This window comes from Nodosilinea sp. AN01ver1 (assembly GCF_050565655.1).
Classification (GTDB): domain Bacteria; phylum Cyanobacteriota; class Cyanobacteriia; order Phormidesmidales; family Phormidesmidaceae; genus Nodosilinea.
The window spans coordinates 36445-59903 of record NZ_JBNXVS010000028.1 but is presented as its reverse complement, the minus strand read 5'-3'; the positions used below and the strand labels follow the sequence as shown (position 1 = coordinate 59903).

The following is a 23459-nucleotide window of genomic DNA, read 5'->3' as shown; positions in this document are numbered from 1 at the left end:
CACTAACCCTGAGAACCGACATGACTCAAGATGGTGCATTGAATTCTGCTGTGACCACCGTACCGGCTAGCCTAGACGAGGCGATCGCCCAGGCCCGCGGGGCCGCTCAGGCGGCTATTCGGGCCGGGGTGCCCCGGATGGTGGTGGAGCTGGCCTACTCCGAGCTGAAGGGTGCGCCCGTGGCCCAGCAGTTTTACCCCGCTCTGCAAGAGCTGGGCCTGGTGTTCAAAGTCTACTTTCCCGATGCCGGAGGGGCTGCCCTGGCCCGCCGCGACTGGGGCAACCCCGACTTTGTGGTGCGCGGCATCGGCGAGCTGCACAGCGAAATGGAACCCGGCGACCAGGCCTATCTGTTTGTCGAGCCCTCGTCCATTGAGGTCAACCAGGTCGAAGACATGTGTACCGAGGCCGGCGACAAGTTTGTGATTATGCTCAACCCCAAGCTAGAGGACGTAGCGACGATTGGCATCGGCTACGCCGGGCGGCAGCTGCGCGATCGCTTTCTCAGCACACTAGAGCCGATTTACTACCTGCGGCCCCTAGAGGGATCGGTGCTGCTGCGCTGCTACCCGCACCCCTGGCAGGTGTGGCAAGAAACCGAGGCAGGCTACAACTTGCTGGCTGAAACGCCTCAAAAACCTTCTGGCGAAGAGATTGATCGCATTTTGCTGGGCGAAACCGCCGCAGACCCAGGCACCGCCGCCGATGGCACGCTCAAGGGCAAACGGGGCGGCTTTTTAAGCGAGCTACAGGGGTTTATTCGGGCGCTTACCCAGTAGCTTTGGCAACCTCTATCAAAAGCACGACATTATTCCTTCCGTTACGGCAAGATCGTGCCTCGGGGATACTGTCTTGAGCCCTGACCTGGGGTTATACTTCACTACACCTTGACCGATCAGCCCCGATCATCCGCGCTACTCTCAAGCTAACCCTGTTCTAAGACTGGTGAGTTACGACAGCCCATGCGAATTCTTAAAACCCAGACTCTCCGAGGGCCAAATTTCTGGAGCATCCGCTACCCCAACCTGATTTTGATGCGGCTGGATCTAGAAGATCTCGCCGATCGCCCCTCCGACCAAATTCCTGGGTTTTATGAAGCGCTGGCCGAAACGCTGCCCAGCCTGATCGAGCACTTCTGTTCGCCGGGGCACCGCGGCGGCTTCTTGAGCCGGGTGCGCCAGGGCACCTACATGGGTCACATCATTGAGCACGTGGCCCTAGAGCTGCAAACGATGGCCGGTATGCCGGTGGGCTTTGGCCGCACCCGCGCGGTAGCCGAACCCGGCGTTTACCAGGTTGTGTTTGAGTACCAGAATGAGCAGGCCGGACGCTACGCGGCGCGGGCGGCGGTGCGGTTGTGCAACAGCCTGGTCGAAACCGGCCACTACGCCAAGGCCGAACTTGAGCAAGATTTGGTTGATCTCACCGAGTTTCGCCTCGATGCCGCCCTCGGCCCCAGCACCGAGGCCATTGTGCGCGCCGCCGAAACCCAGGATATTCCCTGGATGCAGCTTTCGACCCGAGCCATGATTCAGCTCGGCTATGGGCGCTACCAGCAGCGGGTGCAGGCCACCCTGAGCAGCAAAACCAGCATTTTGGCCGTCGAGCTGGCCTCCGACAAAGAGGGCACTAAGCAGATTTTGCGCAACGCCGGGGTACCGGTGCCCCGGGGCACGGTCATCTACTACCTCGACGAGCTTGAGAATGCGATCGAAGACGTCGGCGGCTACCCGATTGTGGTTAAGCCCCTCGACGGCAACCACGGGCGCGGCATCACCATCGATATCGACACCTACCAGGCCGCCGAAGAAGCTTACGAAGCCGCCAAGGACGTCTCTAAGGGTGTGATTGTTGAGCGCTTTTACCGGGGTCGCGACCACCGGGTGCTGGTGATCAACGGGCGCGTGATTGCGGTGGCCGAGCGGGTGCCCGCCCACGTCGTCGGCGACGGCAAATCGACCATTGAGCAGCTGATCGAGATTACCAACCAGGACCCGCGCCGGGGGGTGGGCCACGACAACCTGCTCACCCGCATTGAGGTCGATCGCACCACCTGGCAGCTGCTCGACCGCAAGGGCTACAGCCTGGAGACCGTACTGCCCGAGGGCGAGATGTGCTACCTGCGGGCCACCGCCAACCTGAGTACCGGCGGCATCGCCATCGATCGCACCGACGACATTCACCCCGACAATATCTGGGTAGCTCAGCGAATCGCTAAAACCATCGGTCTCGATATTGCCGGTATCGATGTGGTCACCACCGATATTTCCAAGCCCCTGCGCGAGGTAGACGGCGTCATCGTTGAGGTCAACGCGGCCCCAGGGCTGCGCATGCACGTCTGTCCCAGCGTCGGCATTGCCCGCAACGTGGCCGAGCCGATTCTGTCGATGCTGTTTCCGCCCGGCACCCCGGCCCGCATTCCGGTTGTGGCCATCACTGGCACCAACGGCAAAACCACCACTACCCGCCTGACGGCCCACATCTTTAGGCAGACGGGGCAAATGGTGGGCTTTACCACCACCGACGGCATTTACATTGGCGATAACATGGTCGAGCCCGGCGACACCACCGGCCCCCAGAGCGCCCAGGTGATTTTGCAGGATCCTACCGTTGAAGTGGCGGTGCTGGAAACGGCGCGGGGGGGCATTCTGCGATCGGGGCTGGCCTTCAAAGACTGCGATATCGGCGTGGTGCTCAACGTCGCCGCCGACCACATGGGCCTGGGCGATATTGAAACCCTCGAAGACATGGCTCACCTCAAGAGCGTGGTGGCCGAAACCGTGCGCCCCAGCGGCTACGCGGTGCTCAACGCCGACGACCCCCTGGTGGCGGCGATGGCCCAGCGGGTCAAGAGCCAGGTAGCCTACTTCTCCATGGATCCCCACAACGAGCTGGTGCGCAAGCACTCCCAGCAGGGGGGGCTGGCCGCCGTCTATGAGCAGGGCTACCTGTCCATTCTCAAGGGTGACTGGCTGCTGCGCATCGAGCAGGCCGAAAAGGTACCCATCACCATGGGCGGCAAGGCTCCCTTCCAGATTGCTAACGCGCTGGCGGCCAGTTTGGCGGCCTTTGCCCAGGGGGTCGATATCGGCTATATTCGCCAGGCGCTGCACACCTTTGAGGCCTCCAGCGACCAAACCCCAGGCCGCATGAACCTGTTTAACCTGGGTCGCTTCCACGCCCTGGTCGACTACGCCCACAACCCCGCCAGCTACGAGGCCCTGGGCGGCTTTGTGAAGAACTGGCCGGGGCGGCGGATTGGTGTGGTTGGGGGGCCAGGCGATCGCCGCGACGACGACTTTATCACCCTGGGCAAACTGTCCGCCCAAATGTTCGATGACATTATCGTCAAAGAAGATGACGATACCCGCGGCCGCGATCGCGGCGATGCCGCCAAATGGATTGTGCGCGGCATCGAGGACGTGATCAGTGAGGCCACCTACCGCACCATTCTCGATGAAACCGAGGCCGTCAACACCGCCCTCGACGCCGCCCCAGACGACAGCCTGGTGGTGATTTTGCCCGAGAGCGTCACCCGAGCGATCGCCCTGATCAAGGCTCGAAACCCGCTGCCTCACCAGACCTTAGTGGCTAACGGCGCGATCGAGGCCGTCGCTCCCTCCATCGATCAGTACGCCGAGGTGGCTCCCTTTGGCCCAGCCAAAAGGTAGCTACAGCGCCAGCAGGCGGTTGACAAATTCGGCTTCTAAAGATTTTTGCTGAAGGCGGCGCGCAATCTGTAGCCCCTCGGTAAAGGCCTGTTCAGCCTGGTCTGGCGCATCGGTTTTGAGGTAATAGTCTCCCAGCCAGCGATAGGTGAGGGCCGTCTGTAGGTTTGGGGGAGATGTACCCAGGGTCAGAGCGCTGCGCTGGTCGAGGTACTGCTTGGCAATCTCTAACTCGCCTCGGTCCAGGTAAATGCCCAGCAGACCGTCAATGGCTCGAATTTGCAGGGCGCTGTTGCCCGCCTCGACTCCAGCGCGCAGCCCTACCCGGTAGGCCCCGATCGCGTTCGTCTCACGGCCCAGAGCCACATACACATCCCCCAAACTGTTAGAGGAGTGGGCCTCACCCAGGTAGTCGCTGGCCAAAATGCGGTAGTTGGCCGCCGCCTCCAGCAGCCGCACCGCCACGTCTAAATCGCCCCGCTGGGTCGCCACCTGGCCCAGGTTGCTCAGCGATAGCCCAATCGCCCGCGGGTCGCCCGTCGCGCGAGCGATCTCCAGCGCCTCCTCAAAGTGGGCCTGCCCCTCTGTCAACCGTCCCTGGTTGACGTAGAGGTTGCCCAGGTTGTTGAGGCCGTAGACCTGGCCCAGGGGGTCATCATTGTCGCGGGCGGTACCAATGCGCAGCACCAGCGCCCGTTCAGCCTCTGGGTATTGCCCCAGGGTGGCAAAGGCAGCCCCAATGGAGCCATAGGCCTGCCCTGCCGCCTGGCCATCGCCCAGCAGCCGATAGATCTCAGCCGCCTCGGCCCAAGAATCTACGGCATCGGTCAGGTTGCCCTCGCTCAGCTGCTGGTTGCCCAGCTGCATCCAGCCGTCGGCCACGTCTCGCGACGGCCCCTGGGTAGCGTCGAGGGGGCGAATATCGAGCTGCTCTTCGAGGTTGAGCGCTGAGGCTGGCTGGCTCAGCCCGAGCAGGGGCAACAGTCCCAGGATGAGTAAGTAGTTATGCTTCATTTCGGGTGCCCTCCCAGGCATATACCAAGTCCAGCTCGGGATCTATCTGTATTTTCCCCACCGGCAAAACTTCACCTCTGGACTCGGATGAAGCATAGGCCCCCAAGTCTTTCCCCGGCTGGACGGGTCGGGTTGAACGCGATGGGTCAGCGGTTGTTGACGGGTTAACTCAGTTAGCCCATTCGTTGCCCAGGTCTCCCCCAGCGCCAACCAGGTTGATTTCATCTAGGCCTGCTCCTTCCAAATCGGGCACATCTAGCAGGTCATTGAGGTCGTCGGGCAGCGGCTCGGGCCGCAGGGGGCGATCGCCCAGATAGATCTGGCGAATGTCCTCGGGCAGGGCGGCTTCTAAATGCTGAAACGCCAGCCCTAGCTTTTGGCGCACCTCGGCGGCGGTGAGCGTTTCGCCCTCGGCCTGCAGATAGGCCGCAATCCGGTTTTCGCTCCAGCGAAAGGTGAGGGCCATCACGGCTACCAGGCGCTCAACGGCGGGCAGCCGATCGAGGGCCTGCTCGACGTAGCACCAGAAGGGCGGGGTCGCCTGCTCTAGAGAATAGTGAATCGACTCGACCTCGGGCACCACCGCCTGGTTGATGCACAGAGCAGTGATGTTGATCAGCCAGTTTTGCAGGGTAAAAGCACTCGGTCCTTCGCCCGCCACGGCCTCCGGGCACTCAACCCCGCCCAGCTCGTGGAGAATGTGCCGCCAGGTGAGGGCAAACAGGTACTCGGCCTGCACGGGCGATCGCGCCGAGTGGCGAATCAGGCTGTAGACCATGGGGCTGTAGCGGCAGAAGATGGCCGTGAAATAGCGCCCGGCCTCGCCGTGGTGCTGAAATAGCTGCACCAGCTCGCGATCGCTCAGGTGATGCAGCCCCTGCACCAGCCGGTGGTCACACTCAGGAAAGTTGGGAATATGCGCTGTGCTAGACATGGGTTAAGCCGTGAAAAACAGTCGCCACCACCCCACCGCTGCTGGGGCCAAGGTCTGCCGCCGACCAAGTCTGCGGATAAATCAGCCTCTAATATACCTAGCGTGGCGATTTTAGCGACTTAAATTTTTTCAAACCAGCCGGACTTGACAAGTTTTAACGATTTGGGGGGGGCTTTACCCCGGCACCCGTCCCCCATACCCTGGAGCGGTTTAAGGCGATCGCAATCCTCGCTTCGACCAATGATTATCCAGGCTCCACGAACGTGAAGCAGCTATCAAGATGGCCGTTTTTAGGGCAAGAGAGTTTATTGCAGAGTTGATACACTGAGAATGGTCAGCCTTGCTGTTATAAATACTTCGTCAGCCGCCGTCTTATTACCTCCTGTATGGGCCTATGTTGTTTAACCTATCCCTGACCTACCCCACCCCAGTCGCTCTGCTGGGGCTACCCCTCGACAGCATCATGTCAACCCAGGGGGTAATGGTCATGCTGCTGGTGGCCTACGCCGGGGCCATGTGGATGTTTCTCAAAAGCGCCCCCAAGGTCTACACGGTGATGGTGTCTGACCTCGAGATCGCCCGCCGCTTCTACGAGGGCATGCTCAACCTGCCCGCCGCCGAGGTGCCGCTGCACTACTACTACAACTACGAGCAAACCCTGGGTACCGCTGGGCTTGACCCCATGTACCTGGGCGGAGCCACCAGCCTAGCCAACCAGGGTGCGCTCAGCAGTCCCGAAGGGCTGTGGTATCAGCTGCGCAAAAATACTCAGCTGCACGTGATCAGCGGGGCTAGCCTGGGCCATCGCAACCAGCAGCGCCACGTCTGCTTCGACCACAACTGTCTGGAGTACATTTTGATGCGGGTGCAGCTGGGCGGCGTACAGCACAAAATTCGCAACGAAAAGCCGCTCAATTTTTTGGTTAGAGACTACGACAACCAGGTGATCGAACTCGCCGAAATCGACGACTAAACTGGCAGGCCAGGATCGCCCTTCAATTTGCCGCTCCCTGAGCGGAGTCGAAGGGAACGGCAAATCGAAGGGAACGGCAAATCGAAGGGAGCGGCAAGTCGAAGGGAGCGGCAAGTCGAAGGGAACGGCTGTTCTCAGGGAACGGCCACGACTGTTTTTCTAAAACAGAGGTATTGTGGCATCGATAGCGGCCCCAAAGAAGGTGTCGTTAAACCGCACCCGAGGCTCTGACGATCGCCCAAAACTGACCCCGCCGTACAAGTTCAGGCGCAGATTGGGGTTGAGCTGATACACCACCTGCCCCAGCACCTGCTGAAAGGTGTCGTAGCGGGGCTGGGCGGTATAGTCGATTAAGTTGAGCTGGTAGCTCACGCCCAGCTGGACTTTTGGGGTGATATCGTAGCCCAGGTAGGCCCCCGCCGACTGAAAAATGCGGCTGAAGTCGGTGGCGGTGCCGCCGCTGGTCGATTGAGCATCGTTGAACTGGAGTAGATAGTACGAGTCGAGGGCCAGCTTTGGCAAAATGGGGTCGCGGCGGCCCAGGGTAAGGCCCAGGGCCGTATTTTTGAAAAATCGCCCCCGGTTGCCCCCTGGCCGATACAGCTCTTGGTAGGTGAAAATGATCTGCCCGTAGCTGCGGGGGCTAAGCCCCTGACGCAGCCCCAGCCGAAACCGCAGATCGTCGTAGTTAAGCGATGACTGAGCGCTGTAGCGCTGTAACCCCAGGTCAGCGGTGGCAATCAGGGCGGTTTGAGGCCCCAGGCTGGGATAGACGCCAAAGGCGATCGAAGGGCGCAGAAAAGTATCGCTGGTCAGCCCGCCGACATCGTTAACGGCAAACAGAACATTGTCGCTGCTGGCGATTGCCAGGCGAGCCGAGAAAAACCCAATTTTGGCGGGGGGCTGTGCCGTCTGGGTCGGTAGCTGGGGCTGGTCGCGAATGCGCAAAATACCCAGATCGTTGTCTTCGAGCAGGCTGCGCACCTGAATTACCCCCAGTTCTGGATCCTGGGGCAGCTCGGGAGGGTCGTCAGCCTGGGCCAGCTCAGCGGAGCGACTGGCGGCAGAACCAGGCGATCGATTGGCCTGAGCTGGAGCAGCCAGGGCGGCAGCGGTGGTCAGGTAGGCGTCGGTGCTTAAAGCAGGGTCGGCGGCGATCGCCTCAGCAGGTTGCTCTGCAACTATTCCGGAGGCAGGGGCAGAGACCGCTGGATCCGCCTGAGGCTGTGCCGAGGGGGCTATGGTTTCTCGGGAATGGTCTGCGAGCGGCGCAGCCTCGACGGTGGGCTGATTGGGCCAGGTCTCCGACGCAGAAGCGCTGGCGGCTGGAGTTTCGCGATCGCCCTCATTAGTCGTTTCCAGGGCAACTACGGGTTGCGGAGCCGCTGAATTAGCGGCTGCACCGCTGGTCGGGGCAGGATGGGCTTGGCTTGGCATCGCTCCACAGAGCAGGCCGAGGCTTACTAACGCCAGTTGAAGGGGGGTATGCCGCTTAACCAATGGAGATTGCCTAGAGAAACGTGGGTGGTATTGTCACCAGAAGAATCACTGATCTGGCCGAGGATTCCTGAAACTAACGTCGATATTCACTAAATTTTTAATAAACCGGGGCACAAGATTTATGTATTAAGCCAGAATGGCGCGGCCCGAAACCTACCATAGAGCTAAGTGTGCAACGTGTCCCATTGAAATGTCTCCTTCAGCGTGTCTTCGGTGCTGCCTCCCTCCAGCTAAGGGCGTTGCCCCTAGGGCTACACCGTCACTGCTGGGGTATTCTACCCGTATCTCCTTGGCTATTTAAGAGCCAGGGCGTTTTGGCCGCATCTACCTCAAGGCTGTAGGCCTACCGTAATTCGTGGTCGCTTTTCACCGCTATGGTTTTCCGTACCAATAATGTTCTGGCGATGCTGCTGACAATGGTTGGCAGTGTTGCGATCGCCTCTCCGGCTCTAGCAGAGGTGCCCTGGGCCTGGGCTAAGCTGCGCAGCAGCACCAACCAGGTGAGCTTGCTCTCGGCGGGCGGAGTCGCTCGCCCCGCCGCCGTTGCCGATTGTTTTTGCCCTGGCGAAACCCTCACCACCGGCACTATGGCCAAGGCCGAGGTGCTGTTTAACGACGGGTCACTGACCCGGATTGGCGAGCAGGCCAACCTGCGTTTTTGGCCCAACACCCGCAGCCTGTACCTCAGCCAGGGCACAGCGGCGGTCTTTGTGCCGCCTGGGCAAGGCCGTACCATCGTTCAAACCGCCAACGCGACTGTGGGGCTAAACAGTACCGCCGTAGTGGTGCGCTACGTTCCCTCGCGGCAGCTAACACTGATCATGGCGCTAGCCACTGCCTCCACCGGCCCGGTGCTGGTGACCGGCACCACTACTGGGCAAGAATTTGCGCTCTACGGTGGCCAGATGGCGTTTGTCAACGAGGCAAATCTGCAAATTGTTGAATTTGACCTGCTGGAGTTTTACCAAACCAGCGACCTGATGGCGGGTCTACGGCTAGGCGACCCTAACTATCGCCCCTCTGCGGATGAACCTCTGACGGCTCTGCGTCCTAACCTCTTAGAAGCCCTAGCGGAGCAGGCTCCGTTTGAGCAAGAAGGCTCAATTCTAGACCCCGCCCTGATTTCTGATGTTGCTCCTGTTGCTGCCCCTCAGAGCGTGGAGGCCAGCCTCCTAGATCAGCTCTCTCCGGTAGAAGCGCTGCGGCGCTACAATGACGCCCCGCCAGGCGTGGTCAATCCCCTGCCCGAGGCACCGGTTCCGACCGTTGCCTCGCCTGCGGTCCCAGCCACTGTCCCGACGGCCATCCAGCCTCAGTCGGGTGATGCTTCTGTCACTCCCTAGTGGCGGCGATCGCCGCTCTAGAGCGCTGGATATAGCACTGACCAATCTTCTTTTCTTATAGACCAAAGGTCACTGCCTGGGGTAAATCCTGGGGCGATGACCTGCCGTATGGGGCGATGGCCAGTGCGCTGGGGGAAAACCCAGACGGCAGACTGGCGTAAAGCGATCGCGCCAAAAACTTTAAAGCGTCCTGACCGCAGTGGCAATGGCCATATCCGAACGGTGTGACGGTTGATGTACTCCACGTGGTGCGGCTTATCAGTAGCTCTCAGTGTCTCATCACAGAGAGTAATTTTGGGCTGCCGCTGCGACCATCAGATTTAGAGAGAGGCCACCTTTAGGACATTGACTAAACTACACCGTTCAGTTAAATTTAGAGCAGTTATCTGCCGCTGTCTATGTCTGCCCATTCAATTCAGCCCTGGAAGAAGCCGGGTTTTTGGCTCTTGATTGCTGCCCTGCTGGTGGTTGGGGCTGGCTCTACTCTGGTTGTGCGCAACGTGCTGCAGGCCCGCCAGGAAGCCCGCGAGCAGGCCGAGCTGCCGCCGCCTCGCCAGGTCAAAGTGGTGGCCCTGGGTCGAGTCGAGCCGGTGAGTCAGGTAATCGATGTCGCCACGGCGGAGTCGGGCCGCATCGATCGCCTGGAGGTGCAGGAGGGCGATCGCGTCGAGCAGGGCCAAGTTTTGGCCTACCTCGACATCTATGCGGTGCGCCGGGCCGAGCGCGATGTAGCGGCCAGCCAGCTCGCCGAGGCCCGCGCCCAGCTGGCGGCTGAAACCACCCTGGGCAACTCTCAGGTGCAGGAGGCCAGTACGCGAGTGGGGCAGATCGACGGACCGCAGCAGGCCGCGATCGCCGCTCAGCAGGCCGCCATCCAGAGCCTTCAGGCCGAGCTAGACGTGGCCGAAATAGATCTGGCCCGCTTTCAAGAACTGAATGCATCGGGGGCCATATCGCGTCAGGAACTCGATCGTCAGCAGGCGACCGTCAACAGCCTGCGTGCCGATCTGGGCAATGCCCAGGCGACGAAACAGAGGCTGGAGCAGGCCCGCCTCAGCGACATCCGAAACGCCGAGGCCCAGGTGGCCTCGGCCCGTGCTACGACCACCCGGGCCCAGGTGGCCAGCCAGGTCGATTCTGCCGCCCAAAACCTGGCCCTGGCCGAAGCCCAGCTGGCCCGCACCATTATTCGGGCACCCCAGGCGGGGCAGGTGCTCGATATCTTCGCCTTCCCTGGGGAAGCCGTATCGCCCAACGATGGACCGATTTTGGCCCTGGGCAACACCGACCAGATGGTGGTGGTAGCCGAAGTCTACGAGACCGACATTGGCCTGGTCGAGGTGGGGCAGCCGGTCACCATTACCAGCCGCAACGGGGCCTTTAGCGAGACTCTGACCGGCACCGTCAGCGAGATCGGCCTGCAAATTGCCAAAAACGACGTGCTCGACGACGACCCCGCCGCCAATGCCGATGCCCGCGTGGTTGAGGTGCGCGTGGCGGTCGATCAGAGCGAGGCGGTGGCAGCGCTCACCAACCTGCAGGTGGATGTTGCGATCGATATCGAGTCGTGAGGGGGCGCATGAAGTTTCCTGCTCTGCCCCGCATTCCTCTCGCCTGGTACAACCTGCGCCACGATCGCCCCCGCCTGCTGGTGGCGGTTGCCGGGGTCACCTTTGCGGTGCTGCTGATGTTTATGAACCTGGGCTTTCTCGGGGCTCTAGTCAGCACCACCACCAATTTCTATGACGAGTTTAACGGCGACATTTTCTTGATCTCGCCCCAGTCGCTCGAAATCAGCTCGACTAAGGCCTTCCCGCGCGAGCGGCTGTACCAGGCCGCTGGTATTGAGGGTGTGCAGCGGGTAATGCCGCTCTACGCCGAGTACGCACTGTGGAAAAACCCCGAAACCAAGATCAGTCGGGCCATGTTTGTCTACGCCTTTAACCCCAGCGACCCGGTGTTTTTGATGCCGGAGCTCTACGCCCTTGAGGGTAGGCAGGCGCTGCAGCAGCCCAACACCGCCTTTATCGACCGGCGATCGCGCCCCGAATTCGGCCCCCAAACCGTGGGTCTCGAAACCGAAGCCGATCGCCGCCGCATTACCGTGGTGGGGCAGTACGACCTGGGCGGGGGCTTTGCCGCCGATGGCACCCTGATCATGAGCGATCAAAACTTTCGCCGCTACTTCGACCCGCGACCGCTCGATCAGGTGAATTTAGGTCTGGTGCTGCTAGAGCCAGGGGCCGACGCCCAGCGGGTAAAAGCGGCGCTACAAGATCAGCTGCCCGCCGATGTAGAGGTCTACACCAAGGCCGAAATTGTGCTCAAAGAGAGCCAGTTCTGGATTCAAACCACCTCGATTGGCTTCATCTTCGGCCTGGGGGTTGTGGTCTCCTTTGTGGTGGGTACCGTGATTGTCTACCAAATTCTCTACACCGACATTCGCGACCACCTGCGCGAGTACGCCACCCTCAAAGCGATCGGCTACAGCGGTGGCTACCTGTTTAAAACCGTCATTCAGGAAGCGATTTTGCTGGCGCTAATGGGCTACGTGCCGGGGCTAATTTTGGCCCTGGGACTGTACGAACTGGCGGTGAATGCTACCGCTGGCACCCTGCCGATGCAGATGACAGTGTTTCGGGTGCTGTTTGTGTTTACGCTCACGGTGCTGATGTGCGCCCTGTCGGGGCTCATTTCGGTGCGTAAGGCCGTTACCGCTGACCCAGCGGAGGTATTTGCATGATGTTCAGATCTTGGATTTGGAATGTTGAGGACTCGTCGGCCTGTCGGTGTCTGACTTGCGCCCGCTGGCGGGGGCAGCCTTCTCCCTCAACCCTGCAGCTCACCTATTCCCTGAGGACGGCCCGTATGGCTAAGCGACTGGTTCCCCTGCTGTTTCCCGCTGTTGATCAGCCGCTGTCGAAGCTCTCTAGCCAGGTCTTGCTGGATTGCCCTCGGTTAGCGGGGGCGCAGCCTCCCAGTAGGTTGGGCAATGCCCAACACCCACCCCGGCCCAATTATCCAAAACCCTGATCAACCCCAGAGTTTAGCGGTGGGCACTGCTTACCCTACCCATCTGCAAATCTAAAATCGCCGGTTTCGCCCCATGCGCCGCACTCCCCTGGCCCTGCTCAACCTGACGCACGATCGCAAAAAGTTTCTCACCTCTATGGCGGGGGTGGCCTTCGCGGTGCTGCTGATGTTTTTGTTCACGGGCTTCAAAAACGCTCTCTACGATAGCCAGACGCAGTTGCTCAGCCGGCTCAACGGCGACATTGTGATCATCAATCGGCTGAAGGAAAACATGTTTGTGCCCCGCGCCTTTGCCCGCCGCCGCCTGTATCAGGCTCAGGCCTTCGACGGCGTGGAGGGAGCCTACGCCATCTACCTCAGCGATGCCCGCTGGAAAAACCCCGACACCCGCAAAACTCGCCCGGTGCGGGTAATTGCCTACAACCCCTCCGACCCGGTGCTGCCCATGCCCGAGGTGCTGGCCCGACAGCAGGAGCTACGGCTGCCCAACACGGCCCTGATTGACGAGCGATCGCGGGCCGAGGTCGGCCCCCGCGAAACAGGGGTCGTCACCGAACTGGCCGATCGCGAAATTCGCATTGTCGGCACCTTCAGCCTGGGCACCGACTTCGCCTCAGGCAACGGCAACTTGATCATGAGCGATCAAAACTTTCTGCGCTTTTTTGCCAATCGCGGCCCCGAAGAAGAGGAGCGCAGCTTTGCCACCGCCGACATTGGCCTGCTTGAGCTGGCCCCCGGCACCGACGTCGGTATCCTGGTGCAAACCCTGCGCGACGGCCTGCCCCAGGATGTGCTGGTGCTGCCCATGGACGGCCCGGAGGGGTTTATCGCCCGCGAGCGCACCTACTGGGAAGAAAACACCAACATTGGCTTTGTCTTTTCGCTGCTCACCACGATGGGCTTTGTGGTCGGCATTATCTTGGTCTATCAAATTCTTTACACCGACGTGGCCGACCACTGGTCGGAGTACGCCACCCTGAAGGCAATCGGCTACGACAACGCCTACCTGTTTGGGGTGGTGATTCAGGAGGCGGTGATTTTGTCGGTGCTGGGGTTTATCCCCGGTCTGCTGATCAGCGCGCTGTTTTATAACCTGGGGGCCACCGTCACCGGGCTGCTGTTTCAGATGACCCTGCAGCGAGTCGCTAACATTTACATCATGACGTTCATTATGTGCCTGATTTCCGGTGCCATTGCGGTACGTAAGGTGCAGCGCACTGACCCAGCGGAGGTATTTGGGCTATGACGGCACCATCCACGACCCCGAGTTCGCCCGTCGCCGCTGAGGCGTCGATTCAGGTGTGCAACCTCAACTATTTCTTTGGCAAAGGTGACCTGCGCAAGCAGGTGCTCTACGACATCAGCCTCGATTTGCACCCTGGCCAAATTGTGATTATGACCGGCCCCTCTGGCTCGGGCAAAACTACCCTGCTGACGCTGATCGGGGCGCTGCGATCGGCCACCGATGGCAGCCTGCGAGTGCTGGGGCAGGAGCTGGTCGGCCTGGGCAATCGCCAGCTGGTCGAAATTCGCCGCAACATTGGCTTTATCTTTCAGGCCCACAACCTGTTTGAGTCGCTGACGGCGGCCCAAAACGTAGAAATGGCCGTGGAGCTGACCGGCAACTTTCGCGGCAAGCGGCAGCAGGCGGTCGATATTCTCAGTCAGGTGGGGCTGGCCGAGCGGGCCGACTACAAGCCGGGAGCGCTGAGCGGCGGCCAAAAGCAGCGGGTGGCGATCGCCCGCGCCCTGGTCAACCAGCCCCAGCTGATTCTGGCTGACGAACCCACCGCCGCCCTCGACAAGCAGTCGGGCCGCGACGTGGTAACGCTGATGCAGCACCTGGCCAAAGAAAAAGGCTGCACCATTCTCATGGTCACTCACGACAACCGCATTCTCGACGTGGCCGATCGCATCATCAACCTGGTCGACGGGCGGCTAGAGTCCGACGAAAGTCCCCAGCAGTTTGCCGATTCCCACGCCCCCAAATCCCTCGATCAAAAAATGTTCATTATGTAGGGGGCTGACCAAAAGCTGGTTGCTTCACGCCAAGCTAATGGTGGGCAATGCCCTCTCCTTTGACTCCGCTCAGGAACCGACTCACCCGCCTATCCATCCACCCATCCCTCCTTCGACTCCGCTCAGGAACCGCTACCCATCCACCCTCCCCCTCACCATGCCCCTCTCCTTCGCCAGCAACGTCCAGGCCCTTACTTATACCAAGGTTGCCGACTACCTGCAAACGGCGGCCCTGTTTAAAAACAGCCTGCGAATCCACTCCGATGTTCCCCAAATCGACATCCTATACGGGTCTACCCTGGTCGAAATCGAGGTGCTGCCCTGGGAGGTACACCCCTGGGAAACGGCGGATTTAGCTACGGTGCGGGCCACCAGCTGCGTCACCATTGGCAGCACCATCGACCACGAGCTGATGCACTTTTTGCTCACTGAAAATCGGCGCATGCGGTTCGGCGCGTTTCACCTCGACGACGCTAACCAGGTGCTGTTTGCCGAAAGCGTGCTCGGTGGCGAAAATATGGATTTGATGGAGCTTCAGACCTGCATTCTCTCGGTGGTCACTATCGCTGACACCTACGACGACATCATTGCCGCCCGCTTCGGCGGCGATCGCGCCATTGACCGTCTGGAGCAGGCGATCGCCCCCTAGACAACGATTCCTTGCAGCGATCAGAACTACAGGTGTGCAGCTGGTGCCTTGGCCACAGCAGAATACAAAACCTTTTCAGGGCTAAACAAAACTTAAGGCCTACAGCGAAGCTCTGTCGGCGGAAAAATCACGGCTCCCAAGCTGGAATCAGCCTATGCACTAATTTTTAGAGTTGGCAAATGGTTTATGCCATTTTTACAAAGCAGGCCAGTTGATTAAACATAACGAGAAATTCAGTACAAAGAGATCACTGATGATTTTGCCTGGGTATAGGATTCCAGAATTCGGGCTTAAGCTCAGCTTAAGTCGCGCTCGCATTCATTAGGAAAAGCTCCCTGGCTAAACAGCGCATGTGTTGATTCTTGTTGAAAGCTTGACTTTGTTTTTCAGGCAAATAAGCCTAGCTTTTAATGAGTTTTTAACGCTTAAGCGCTGTTGAATTTGGGAGTCTTGAACTCTAAATGCTAAAAACGAGGGGTGTCAAAGGCTTGAATATTGAAAGTACAACCACATATTACTCAATTAAAAGGTTGACTAAAGCTCTGTTTATAGCCTTGGTCAGCTAGCTCAGGACAGTTCAACGACCAGCCACAAAAACTTGCGGCGATCTGGCATCTAGCCATTGATAACAGATAGCTGCCAAAAGTGTTTTAACCTTTGCGGCGAGGCCTGCCACTCAAGACAATACTTTAGGTTTTAAAATTAGCGATTAAAAAAAGGTTTGACAAAATAATAGGCACAGCAAAAAGTGGGCGAATGATTGAGTAATATCAGATCTGACTTGCAAAATTCTTGTGTGCAATCGGGCAGCTCGTAGGGAAGCTGAACCGTAATGACTCTACAATTAAGCTGTGCGCAGATGAGATCAGCATAATCGATTAGTTTTCTCGAGCTTTATTGAAAAACAGCAAAAATTGCATTAACAAAATTAGGTAAAAATATGCTAAAAAAGCGCCATAGCCAGTATGACATTAGCACGTCAAACATAGGACTTGACCATTTGCTTGGTTCGAGCGCTAATCAGTTTTTTATATACATAGACAAAAATTTGGTGCCATGGGATATTTACGATCCTGAGCCTGGAAACTGTGGGTTTGTCGACTATTTCAGTCAAGTGCTGCAGGCTGTTGATCGCATTTTGCCCAACCAGGGTTTGGTTTTCTATGTCACCATGATTGAGATGAAGGAAATGCCTTCCTATGGCGAAAACGTTTTTGTTTTAATATTAGGTGACGAATTTTACCGCATTCCGAACTATATTGACAAGGTTGGCGGAGTGTTTAAATGCTACGGAACTCGTCAAATCCGTGAGCAGCTAAACCTTTATCGTCCCCTTTTGAAACTATCCTACTTTAAAGTATTGGTGTTGGGCCAGTCGGCTAAAAACTTTGCCCATCGCTTTGCCAGAAAAATACGCTACAGGCTCAAGAAAACCAAGTCTCTGCTTTTAGGAAGAAGCAAAATAGTTCCCATTTACGATATTCCCCCAGGCTATTTTAATTCTGAAAACCTGCCGATCAAACCCATCCAGGATCGTACTTTCGATGTGTTTTTTGATGGTAGCGTTGTCCAGCATCAGTATCCTGCCTGGTCACTGCGGTACTGGTCTAAAACGCCAAAAGCCCACTCGCGTGAGGAAATGGTTGCTAACCTTAAAGAGTTCAAAGCCAAAAATCCTCAATTTCAAGTTCATTTGACCCTGGTAGAAGGTTTCGCTGGGGCCAACTACAACCCCCAGAGCACTTACAGCCAAAACTTAATGAATGCCAAAATTTGTTTGGCTCCAAGGGGAACTACTCTGGAAACCTACAGGCTGTTTGAGGCCATGCGCTACGGCTGTGTCATTATCGCAGAATCGCTGCCGTCCCGCTGGTTTTATAACGGTGCCCCCATTATTCAAATTGGCAGCTGGCAAAATTTAGAGCCGGTGTTGACCAAGCTGCTCAACAACCCAATGCTGCTGCAGTCGCTCCATAAGCAAACCTTAGCCTGGTGGGAGACCAAGTGTTCTGGACAAGTCGTCGGCCAGTATATTGCCGATGAAATTAACGCTTTGCGGTTAAAGCTGTAAACGGCTGGGCTGCAGGCATCAGAGCATACATCCCAGTCTTGTAACTGTGCTGCGTTATTGATTTGGAACAGGAATCGTGCCTGTCATTTCCGCGGAGGCGGGAATCGACTGAGTAGCAACTACTCTTGATTGGATGCCCGTTGGCACGGGCATGACGGGCCAACCGTCCATCCAATCCATGAATTTGCAAAGTTGGGATGCACCCAGCAAAAGTTGGGATGCACCCAGCATCAGAGAGCCGTTTGTAATGTTGGCCAGTTTACTCGGGACAGTACTGGCCGTCTGTAATCCAAGACCAGGGCCGCGAACTGGCCTATTGCCATCGCCTGGTTCCGAGTGAAAACGTTCTAACTTTCGTGGCGACAGCTACATCGACTGCCAATGCTCGCAGCCCAATCAACGCAGCCCAATCAACAACGTTCACAACCTACTCTAGGCCCTGCAAAACATGTTGGGTTGTGAGCAGTGCGTTCAAGCCGACAAAGCCACTACAGCGGCCTCGCTGGGCGGTCATACCCAGGGCGATCGCGGCGGCCTGGGCCGGGTTGCGCACAAAGCGAGGCGAGGTGTTGACGTAGACCACCGCACTGGTGGTTAGCTGAGTAAAGCGGCTGCCCTCGGCATAGGCCTCGGTGGCAATGGCGTTGGCGTGACCGCTGCTGTGGCGATTGATCAAAGCGGCGGCGGCTTGAACATTCTCAACCAGGCCAAAAGCAACGGTTTTGCTTAAAAAGGGGCGGCTCCAATCGGCGGCGGTGGTGGGTTTAACGTTGGGTAGATCGGCCAGCAGGGCCTCGTTGGCGAGCACCTCAAAGTCTTGATCCCACAGGGTGTGGCACAGCTGCGCCAGGGCCGAGGGGCTGCAGCCCCGATGCACCAGCACCTTTTCGATCGCATTGACGGCGTCGGGCTCACCCCGATGGCTGTCTAAAATCATGTGGGTGACGGTGTCGAGCTGGCCCGAGGCCGACCAGTAGAGGTAGCAGTTGCCCATGGCCGTGGGCAGTACCGGCACCCCGGCCTGGCGTACGACCTGCTGCACCAGCCCCGGTCGCCCGTAGGGGATAATCAAATCGACACCGGGATCTTGCAGCAGCCACGAGCGAGCGACATCGCCCTGCTCTTCGGTGAGGGAGAGAATGCAGTGCTGAGGCAACCCCACCTGATCTATAGCCTGGTGCAGAGCCTGCAAAATCACCTGGTTGGTCTGACCAGCCTCGTTGCTGCCCTTGAGAATGAGGCCGTTGCCCGTGCGCAGACTCAGCCCCGCTGCGATCGCCGCCAGTTCTGGAAACGCCTCATAGACCAGCGCCACCACGCCCAGGGGCACAACCTGACCATAGCCCGCCACGGCCTTGCTCAAGCGGCTGGGAGCAGGGTGCAATAGCCCGCGCGGGTCGCCCAGATAGGCCAGTCGGCGCAGAATTTTGGCCGTAGTTTGCAGCCGCTCGGGGGTGAGCTTGAGCCAGTCCAGCACCCGCTCCGGCACGGCCATATCGAGGCTGGCCTCAAGATCTAGGGTGTTGGCTTCAAGAATGTCGTCAAGGCTGGCCTCAACAGCGTTGGCCACGGCCTCAAGCAGGCGGCTCTGGGTTTCTGCCCCAGCTGCTACCAAAATGTGGCTGGCCTGACGCACCTGCTCGACTGCAGCGCTAAAGTCGGCCTGGGTGGCTAGTTCTACCATAGTTCTACCGCCGTGAGGCCAGCCAAAACATGCCTACCACCGCGAGCGATACCGCCAGGGTGGTCAGCAATCGCGCTATGGACTGGGCACCGTCGGGGGTTTGCAGAGTGGCCAACAGCAAAAAGAATACCATGACCCCAAAGGCCGCCAGCACCACCAGGGGCAGGTAGCTGACGCTCAGGGAGGAGCGATCGAGCCGCCACTGCTGCCCCGTCCACCGCCAGATGCGCTTGTAGGGATAGTGGGTAGAGAGCTGCTCAATCACGTAGCCGTCGTCTTGCACGACAAAAATTTGCTGGCAGCGATCGCAGCCAAAGGCCTCGGTCAGGGTAATGGGCTTAATGCAGCCATTCCGGCGACAGGGGCAGGGATAATCAGCGTTCTGGTCGATCTTCTGGCTTTTGTAGGTACGCACAGCACTGCCAGTGGGGGGGGCAAAAATGGGCTGGTAGTAACCCAATCATTCTGACACATTAACTAAAACCGTTTCTGAAAAACAACCAGCTTGGGTAAGTATGTTTGATGATTGAGTCAAGTCGCTAAATTTTCGGTGTCAATGTATCTGCTAAGGCTTGAAATTTTAGGGACAACCGTGGTAGTTAAGAGGCTACCTGACAGTACGACTCCTTTGCCGAAGTTGCGGAAGGGTTTCGTCCTGGCTTCCTTAACTCCTACGGACAGGATGTTGCTATGGCCACCGATCGCCTGGAGACGGCAGTGAGAAACTTTCAGCACGTCAATCAGATGGTGGAGCGCTACACTCGCCTGTGCCGCGCCTACGTCAGCCTTTCTGAGCGGTTTCACCAGCTCGATGTCGATCATATGACCTTAAAAGGGCAAGTTGTGCCCTTGCTCAAGGCGCTCAAAGATCACCAGGCCAAACTCAAAGCCGTAGAAACCGAAAAAGCCGCGCTGCAGGCCCGCCTCGATCAGCAGGCCGCTCAGCACCTGCAGGAGCTACAGCAGCTGACTAAAACCTATGAAGAGCGGTTGCAGACTCTCTCAAATCATGTAGCCGAGCTACAACCCCTGGAGCAGCTGCTCAACGGTGAGACCCACCACGAACTCAGCGTTGCTGAAGAGCAAATGGAGCTGGTAGAAACCACGTTTTTAGAAATGGAGCAAGACAGTTCCCCCGACCTGTCGATAGAAGAAAAAGCCCTACTTGCCGCCTATCAGGCTGATCCCAACGCCTTTTTAGTTGCCGCTGCCGATGCCCCCGTTGGCACCAACCCCGTTGGCACCAACATTGAAGTAGAAGAACCGGTGGCCTCCCTGTGGAACTACTACGACGATGAGCAGGTTCCTGATGGTCTGGGGCGATAGCGCATGCCCTAGGCGTACCATCAAGCCTGTCCACAGTCCTCTGCCCGTCAGCGCTGTTACGTCGCCCAAAAAGCAAGCTAAGGGCTTTTAACCACTGATTCTCTAGCCACTAGCAATTTAACTGGTGACGGTCCCTGAGGCACGCTTTTACGACACAAGCCTGCTAATTAACCAGTTGGCAAAGCCGCCGCCGTAGGGGGCACAGACGCGGTGAATGATGGCGCTTGAAAAGCGCTGCCGATAAAAGCAGAGAATATTGCCATAGACCCCGTTGGCATAGAAAGGCGACTCGTGAGCCAAATCTAAGGACTGCAGGTCAAACACCTTGGCCTGAGTGCCCGAGGCGTAGTCAACCATGACGCTAAAGTCGTACCCTAGCTGCTGCAGAGTCTTTAGGCAGGTCATAGTACCCTCAAAAAATCGGGGCGACCAGCCTTTTGCTCCCAAGGCGCGGCTGCTGCCGCCGCCGTACTCAAACATGACGACCTGAGGCATTAGCTCGGCAGGCAGCTCGGCAAACTGCTGAATCACCACGGGTTCCCACCCTTCGATATCGAGCTTAAAGGCGGTAATGCGAGCAGCGGCTACATGCTTGAGCAACGCGGCAAGGTTTAGGGTGGGCACCGAGCGGGTGGTGGTTGAAGCTCCAAACCAGTCAGCCGCCAGCGAACTAAAGTTGCTGTTGGCTAGATTGGCAAACTGGCCCATGTGCAGGGTCTGAGTACCCACCTGATCCGAGAGGCACTGCTCTATGAGTTGAATTGGGTACTGCCCGCAAACGGCCCGCAGCTTGTCGGTTGGGAAAGGTTCTACCGCTACGGTGGTAAACCCTAGCCGAGCAAACAGCTCGCAATAAAAGGCAAAGGTACCGACCCCAACATCGATGCAGAGGCCCTGCTGCTGAGGGTCAAGATCGGGCAACAGGTGCTCAAGCAGGGCCTGACAGCAAGCTTCTACGCGCATTAGATCGGCCCCGAAGAAAAATATGCCTTAAGCGTAGCATCTGCACCAGGTAAGAGCTTTGACTCAGACCAGGGTAAGAAATGGTGGTTTGCCGGTCGAAAAACAGCAGGTGCCAATTTGAACTGTATCTAAAAGTAGCCGTCCCTAGCCCCTTTGGGGTGGCTGAGTGCCGAGCACTCGCCCCGCGAACACCGACGGCTTCGCTCAGGGAACGGCTATAGCTGTTGTTATCGTCGGGGGTACCGCGCTAGCGCATGGACGACCGCCTTGAGAATAACCATTTCTATTGACTTTGCTTGGGTAACAGCCATATTTGTTGCTGTCGTTTTGGACCTTCGCCGTACCGCATCTCTCTCTCCGAACAGACACGTTCAGGTTAAGCCGCTACTAAGATGAGAGGCTCTGGCGCAAAAGCTAGGCCCGAGGCGGCGCGTCATTCTATCAGGCAAATGTAGCTGCCCAGGTGGTTGCTTAAATCTGCTGCCCTTTAACGATATGTCTTATCGAGCGAGAACGAGAGGTTACACCATGGGGTCTAAGAAGAAGAGCAAAAAGAAGGCCAAGTCTAATCAGCTAGAGAGCCAGAACTCTCAAGGCGATACTACAGTTTTGGGCATGAGTGTGCGAGATCTAGGCGCAGCAGTAGCAACGGCTTTGATTGCCGAGATTTCGCAGGTTGCTATTAACAAGATGTCTAAGTCGGTAGCTCAATCAAATCCTAAAGAGACGCTTCAAAACCAGCTCACCCCTATCAATGATTCGCTTAAAAACGTTGCTGGCGGGCTGAAGGAGGCGATCGCCGACGCCACCTCACCGGCAGCCAATGCGCTTGATGCGGTAGAAAGCGCCGTAACCAACGGTCGATCTGCGGTGAAAGATCGAGCCGATCGGGGCCTAGAAAACGCTAAAGAAAAAACGGCTGTGACGGCAGGTATTGCTCAAGCCCAGGTTGACGATTTAGTTGACGAAACCGATAAGCGTGCGGACCAAACGCGAGCCTTTGTTGTTAGTCAGATTGAAAACGCGATCGCTGGAACCCGAAATACAGCCGATCAAACGCAACGCGCCGCAGGTCATGCCGTCGGTGTGACCCAGGCTACCGCTACCGCTACCCAGGAAGCTGTCGCTGACGTGATCGATGATGCCATCAGCCAGGTGAAATCTATTCTGGCCCAGGCTGGCTCCAGCTATTTTCAGAGGAACGGCAGGAAGGGGAAAGGAAAGAAAGCTAAGAAAAACAAAAAGAGTAAGTAACAGGGCAGGTACGTCTTGGGAAGCGCATTGCCAATTGCTCCAGAGCTTTGGCGACAGGGATGCCTTTCCCCTTTCTTTAACCAGCAAAAAAATCTAGCAACGCCTGAGTAAAACGCTCTGGGGCATCCTGCTGCACCCAGTGAGAGGCCTGCTCAAGGGGCTGAAATATGGCTCCGGGAATCTCGCTGGCCAGCTGTCTGCCGTCTTCTAACCGCTGCCAGGGGTCATCCATGCCCCACAAAATCAGAGTGCGGGCGGTAATGGTGCCGTGGCGATCGACCAGCGCCATGGTTTGGTTGGCATTGAGGGCAGCGGCATTGCGCAGCAGGCTCAGTTTGCCTTCTTCGCTGGCCCAGGGCGCAATAATGCCTGCCCGGAACTCGGCGGTGAGCTGGCTCTGGTTAGACAGACCAGCGGCCAGGCTTTCCTCAAGGGCGGCAACTAGCTCGGCAACTGGGCGCGGCTTCCACCGCAGCGGATGGCCAAAGTCGAGCATGTCGTCGTCAAAGCGGTCGTAGCAGACCGCATTGGTAATCACCAGGCGATTGACCACCGCCGGGTGCTCGATCGCCAAGATGAGCGCTACCGCACCGCCCGTATCGTGGCCCACCACATCCACCCGCTCCAGGCCCAGCGATGACAGCAGGGCCAGAATCATACGGGCCTGATCTTGAAACGATCGATCAAAGCGATCGCGGCGGTCTGACCAGCCGTGGCCCAAAAAATCGGGGGCCAAAACGCGATAGCCGGCCTGCACCAGCGGCGGAATCACGGCGTGGTAGAGGTAGCCCCAGGTGGGTATGCCGTGCATCAGCAAAACGGTGCCGAGCTTGGCCTCCCCCCGATCGATATAGCGAATGGTGACGGGAATGTGGGCGGCTGTACCCGCCGCTAAGACCGCCTCCTGCTGGGCAGACCTGAACTCCTGCCAGGTGCTCCAGGTTATCTGATCGGTTGACATCGCATTAGATCCTTTCAGGGATAGTTTGACAGTCGCCACATAACCAGAGGCAAACCCATCCTATCCC

The 23459-nt window shown here is 58.1% G+C and carries 20 protein-coding genes; 13 read left to right on the top strand and 7 right to left on the bottom strand.

Annotation, left to right across the window (positions count from 1 at the left end; all coding sequences use genetic code 11):
- Positions 1-20: 20 nt before the first annotated feature.
- Together ACQ4N7_RS19600 and cphA are read left to right on the top strand one after the other, a co-directional pair.
- Entirely contained in the window at positions 21-779 is a 759-nt protein-coding gene (locus ACQ4N7_RS19600; RefSeq protein WP_430713177.1) for a DUF1995 family protein, read from the top strand.
- Positions 780-962: 183 nt separating this feature from the next.
- A complete protein-coding gene (gene cphA, locus ACQ4N7_RS19595; RefSeq protein WP_430713176.1) occupies positions 963-3671 on the top strand; it encodes a cyanophycin synthetase in 2709 nt (902 codons plus the stop codon).
- Here the strand turns inward: cphA and ACQ4N7_RS19590 are convergent, their stop codons facing one another.
- Entirely contained in the window at positions 3672-4682 is a 1011-nt protein-coding gene (locus ACQ4N7_RS19590; protein WP_430713175.1) for a tetratricopeptide repeat protein, read from the bottom strand.
- Positions 4683-4851: 169 nt separating this feature from the next.
- Positions 4852-5616 (bottom strand): RNA polymerase sigma factor, encoded by a 765-nt coding sequence (locus ACQ4N7_RS19585; RefSeq protein WP_430713174.1) that lies wholly within the window; start codon positions 5614-5616, stop codon positions 4852-4854.
- Positions 5617-6010: 394 nt separating this feature from the next.
- On the opposite strand from ACQ4N7_RS19585, the gene ACQ4N7_RS19580 reads away from it, so the two are divergent.
- Entirely contained in the window at positions 6011-6589 is a 579-nt protein-coding gene (locus ACQ4N7_RS19580) for a glyoxalase-like domain protein (RefSeq protein ID WP_430713173.1), read from the top strand.
- Positions 6590-6748: 159 nt separating this feature from the next.
- On the opposite strand, the gene ACQ4N7_RS19575 is transcribed toward ACQ4N7_RS19580, so the two are convergent.
- Positions 6749-8026, bottom strand: a complete 1278-nt coding sequence (locus ACQ4N7_RS19575) for a hypothetical protein (protein WP_430713172.1) — start codon at positions 8024-8026, stop codon at positions 6749-6751.
- Between the two features lie 437 nt (positions 8027-8463).
- On the opposite strand from ACQ4N7_RS19575, the gene ACQ4N7_RS19570 reads away from it, so the two are divergent.
- From ACQ4N7_RS19570 to ACQ4N7_RS19535, 8 genes are all read left to right on the top strand, one after another.
- Entirely contained in the window at positions 8464-9432 is a 969-nt protein-coding gene (locus ACQ4N7_RS19570) for a FecR domain-containing protein (protein ID WP_430713171.1), read from the top strand.
- 398 nt (positions 9433-9830) lie between these two features.
- Positions 9831-11003 carry an efflux RND transporter periplasmic adaptor subunit gene (locus ACQ4N7_RS19565; protein WP_430713170.1) on the top strand — a complete coding sequence of 391 codons (1173 nt, stop codon included), beginning with the start codon at positions 9831-9833 and terminating at the stop codon, positions 11001-11003.
- 8 nt (positions 11004-11011) lie between these two features.
- Positions 11012-12175: an ABC transporter permease DevC gene (devC, locus tag ACQ4N7_RS19560; protein ID WP_430713169.1), complete on the top strand. Its 1164-nt coding sequence runs from the start codon at positions 11012-11014 to the stop codon at positions 12173-12175.
- On the top strand, positions 12172-12465 hold the full coding sequence (locus tag ACQ4N7_RS19555) for a hypothetical protein (RefSeq protein WP_430713168.1): 294 nt from the start codon (positions 12172-12174) through the stop codon (positions 12463-12465). Before devC (ACQ4N7_RS19560) ends, ACQ4N7_RS19555 begins: the two co-directional genes overlap by 4 nt.
- A 73-nt stretch (positions 12466-12538) precedes the next feature.
- The gene (devC, locus tag ACQ4N7_RS19550; RefSeq protein ID WP_430713167.1) at positions 12539-13711 is read left to right on the top strand and encodes an ABC transporter permease DevC; all 1173 of its coding nucleotides are present in this window, start codon (positions 12539-12541) and stop codon (positions 13709-13711) included.
- Positions 13708-14484 (top strand): DevA family ABC transporter ATP-binding protein, encoded by a 777-nt coding sequence (locus tag ACQ4N7_RS19545; protein WP_430713166.1) that lies wholly within the window; start codon positions 13708-13710, stop codon positions 14482-14484. Before devC (ACQ4N7_RS19550) ends, ACQ4N7_RS19545 begins: the two co-directional genes overlap by 4 nt.
- A gap of 157 nt (positions 14485-14641) precedes the next feature.
- Entirely contained in the window at positions 14642-15133 is a 492-nt protein-coding gene (locus ACQ4N7_RS19540) for a T3SS (YopN, CesT) and YbjN peptide-binding chaperone 1 (RefSeq protein ID WP_430713165.1), read from the top strand.
- A gap of 940 nt (positions 15134-16073) precedes the next feature.
- Positions 16074-17204: a glycosyltransferase family 1 protein gene (locus tag ACQ4N7_RS19535; RefSeq protein WP_430713164.1), complete on the top strand. Its 1131-nt coding sequence runs from the start codon at positions 16074-16076 to the stop codon at positions 17202-17204.
- A 427-nt stretch (positions 17205-17631) separates the two neighbouring features.
- Here ACQ4N7_RS19535 and ACQ4N7_RS19530 read toward each other — a convergent pair whose 3' ends face one another.
- Positions 17632-18888, bottom strand: coding sequence for an aldehyde dehydrogenase family protein (locus tag ACQ4N7_RS19530; RefSeq protein WP_430713163.1), 1257 nt, complete (start codon positions 18886-18888; stop codon positions 17632-17634).
- A 4-nt stretch (positions 18889-18892) separates the two neighbouring features.
- Entirely contained in the window at positions 18893-19303 is a 411-nt protein-coding gene (locus ACQ4N7_RS19525) for a hypothetical protein (protein ID WP_035993521.1), read from the bottom strand.
- Between the two features lie 275 nt (positions 19304-19578).
- On the opposite strand from ACQ4N7_RS19525, the gene ACQ4N7_RS19520 reads away from it, so the two are divergent.
- Positions 19579-20214: a hypothetical protein gene (locus ACQ4N7_RS19520; RefSeq protein WP_430713162.1), complete on the top strand. Its 636-nt coding sequence runs from the start codon at positions 19579-19581 to the stop codon at positions 20212-20214.
- 147 nt (positions 20215-20361) lie between these two features.
- On the opposite strand, the gene ACQ4N7_RS19515 is transcribed toward ACQ4N7_RS19520, so the two are convergent.
- Positions 20362-21177 carry an FkbM family methyltransferase gene (locus ACQ4N7_RS19515; RefSeq protein WP_430713161.1) on the bottom strand — a complete coding sequence of 272 codons (816 nt, stop codon included), beginning with the start codon at positions 21175-21177 and terminating at the stop codon, positions 20362-20364.
- Positions 21178-21705: 528 nt separating this feature from the next.
- On the opposite strand from ACQ4N7_RS19515, the gene ACQ4N7_RS19510 reads away from it, so the two are divergent.
- Positions 21706-22431 carry a hypothetical protein gene (locus ACQ4N7_RS19510; RefSeq protein WP_430713160.1) on the top strand — a complete coding sequence of 242 codons (726 nt, stop codon included), beginning with the start codon at positions 21706-21708 and terminating at the stop codon, positions 22429-22431.
- A 76-nt stretch (positions 22432-22507) separates the two neighbouring features.
- On the opposite strand, the gene ACQ4N7_RS19505 is transcribed toward ACQ4N7_RS19510, so the two are convergent.
- On the bottom strand, positions 22508-23392 hold the full coding sequence (locus ACQ4N7_RS19505) for an alpha/beta fold hydrolase (RefSeq protein WP_430713159.1): 885 nt from the start codon (positions 23390-23392) through the stop codon (positions 22508-22510).
- Positions 23393-23459: the final 67 nt, after the last annotated feature.

What these genes read in the sequence shown, in the direction of transcription:
- devC (WP_430713169.1), top strand. Translation starts at nt 11,012, where the DNA reads ATGAAGTTTCCTGCTCTGCCCCGCATTCCTCTCGCCTGGTACAACCTG.
- ACQ4N7_RS19515 (WP_430713161.1), bottom strand. Translation starts at nt 21,177, where the DNA reads ATGCGCGTAGAAGCTTGCTGTCAGGCCCTGCTTGAGCACCTGTTGCCC.
- ACQ4N7_RS19580 (WP_430713173.1), top strand. Translation starts at nt 6,011, where the DNA reads ATGTTGTTTAACCTATCCCTGACCTACCCCACCCCAGTCGCTCTGCTG.
- ACQ4N7_RS19590 (WP_430713175.1), bottom strand. Translation starts at nt 4,682, where the DNA reads ATGAAGCATAACTACTTACTCATCCTGGGACTGTTGCCCCTGCTCGGG.
- ACQ4N7_RS19510 (WP_430713160.1), top strand. Translation starts at nt 21,706, where the DNA reads ATGGGGTCTAAGAAGAAGAGCAAAAAGAAGGCCAAGTCTAATCAGCTA.
- ACQ4N7_RS19575 (WP_430713172.1), bottom strand. Translation starts at nt 8,026, where the DNA reads ATGCCAAGCCAAGCCCATCCTGCCCCGACCAGCGGTGCAGCCGCTAAT.
- ACQ4N7_RS19545 (WP_430713166.1), top strand. Translation starts at nt 13,708, where the DNA reads ATGACGGCACCATCCACGACCCCGAGTTCGCCCGTCGCCGCTGAGGCG.
- ACQ4N7_RS19530 (WP_430713163.1), bottom strand. Translation starts at nt 18,888, where the DNA reads ATGGTAGAACTAGCCACCCAGGCCGACTTTAGCGCTGCAGTCGAGCAG.
- ACQ4N7_RS19555 (WP_430713168.1), top strand. Translation starts at nt 12,172, where the DNA reads ATGATGTTCAGATCTTGGATTTGGAATGTTGAGGACTCGTCGGCCTGT.
- ACQ4N7_RS19565 (WP_430713170.1), top strand. Translation starts at nt 9,831, where the DNA reads ATGTCTGCCCATTCAATTCAGCCCTGGAAGAAGCCGGGTTTTTGGCTC.
- ACQ4N7_RS19520 (WP_430713162.1), top strand. Translation starts at nt 19,579, where the DNA reads ATGGCCACCGATCGCCTGGAGACGGCAGTGAGAAACTTTCAGCACGTC.
- ACQ4N7_RS19535 (WP_430713164.1), top strand. Translation starts at nt 16,074, where the DNA reads ATGCTAAAAAAGCGCCATAGCCAGTATGACATTAGCACGTCAAACATA.
- ACQ4N7_RS19585 (WP_430713174.1), bottom strand. Translation starts at nt 5,616, where the DNA reads ATGTCTAGCACAGCGCATATTCCCAACTTTCCTGAGTGTGACCACCGG.
- ACQ4N7_RS19570 (WP_430713171.1), top strand. Translation starts at nt 8,464, where the DNA reads ATGGTTTTCCGTACCAATAATGTTCTGGCGATGCTGCTGACAATGGTT.
- ACQ4N7_RS19540 (WP_430713165.1), top strand. Translation starts at nt 14,642, where the DNA reads ATGCCCCTCTCCTTCGCCAGCAACGTCCAGGCCCTTACTTATACCAAG.
- ACQ4N7_RS19600 (WP_430713177.1), top strand. Translation starts at nt 21, where the DNA reads ATGACTCAAGATGGTGCATTGAATTCTGCTGTGACCACCGTACCGGCT.
- cphA (WP_430713176.1), top strand. Translation starts at nt 963, where the DNA reads ATGCGAATTCTTAAAACCCAGACTCTCCGAGGGCCAAATTTCTGGAGC.
- ACQ4N7_RS19505 (WP_430713159.1), bottom strand. Translation starts at nt 23,392, where the DNA reads ATGTCAACCGATCAGATAACCTGGAGCACCTGGCAGGAGTTCAGGTCT.
- devC (WP_430713167.1), top strand. Translation starts at nt 12,539, where the DNA reads ATGCGCCGCACTCCCCTGGCCCTGCTCAACCTGACGCACGATCGCAAA.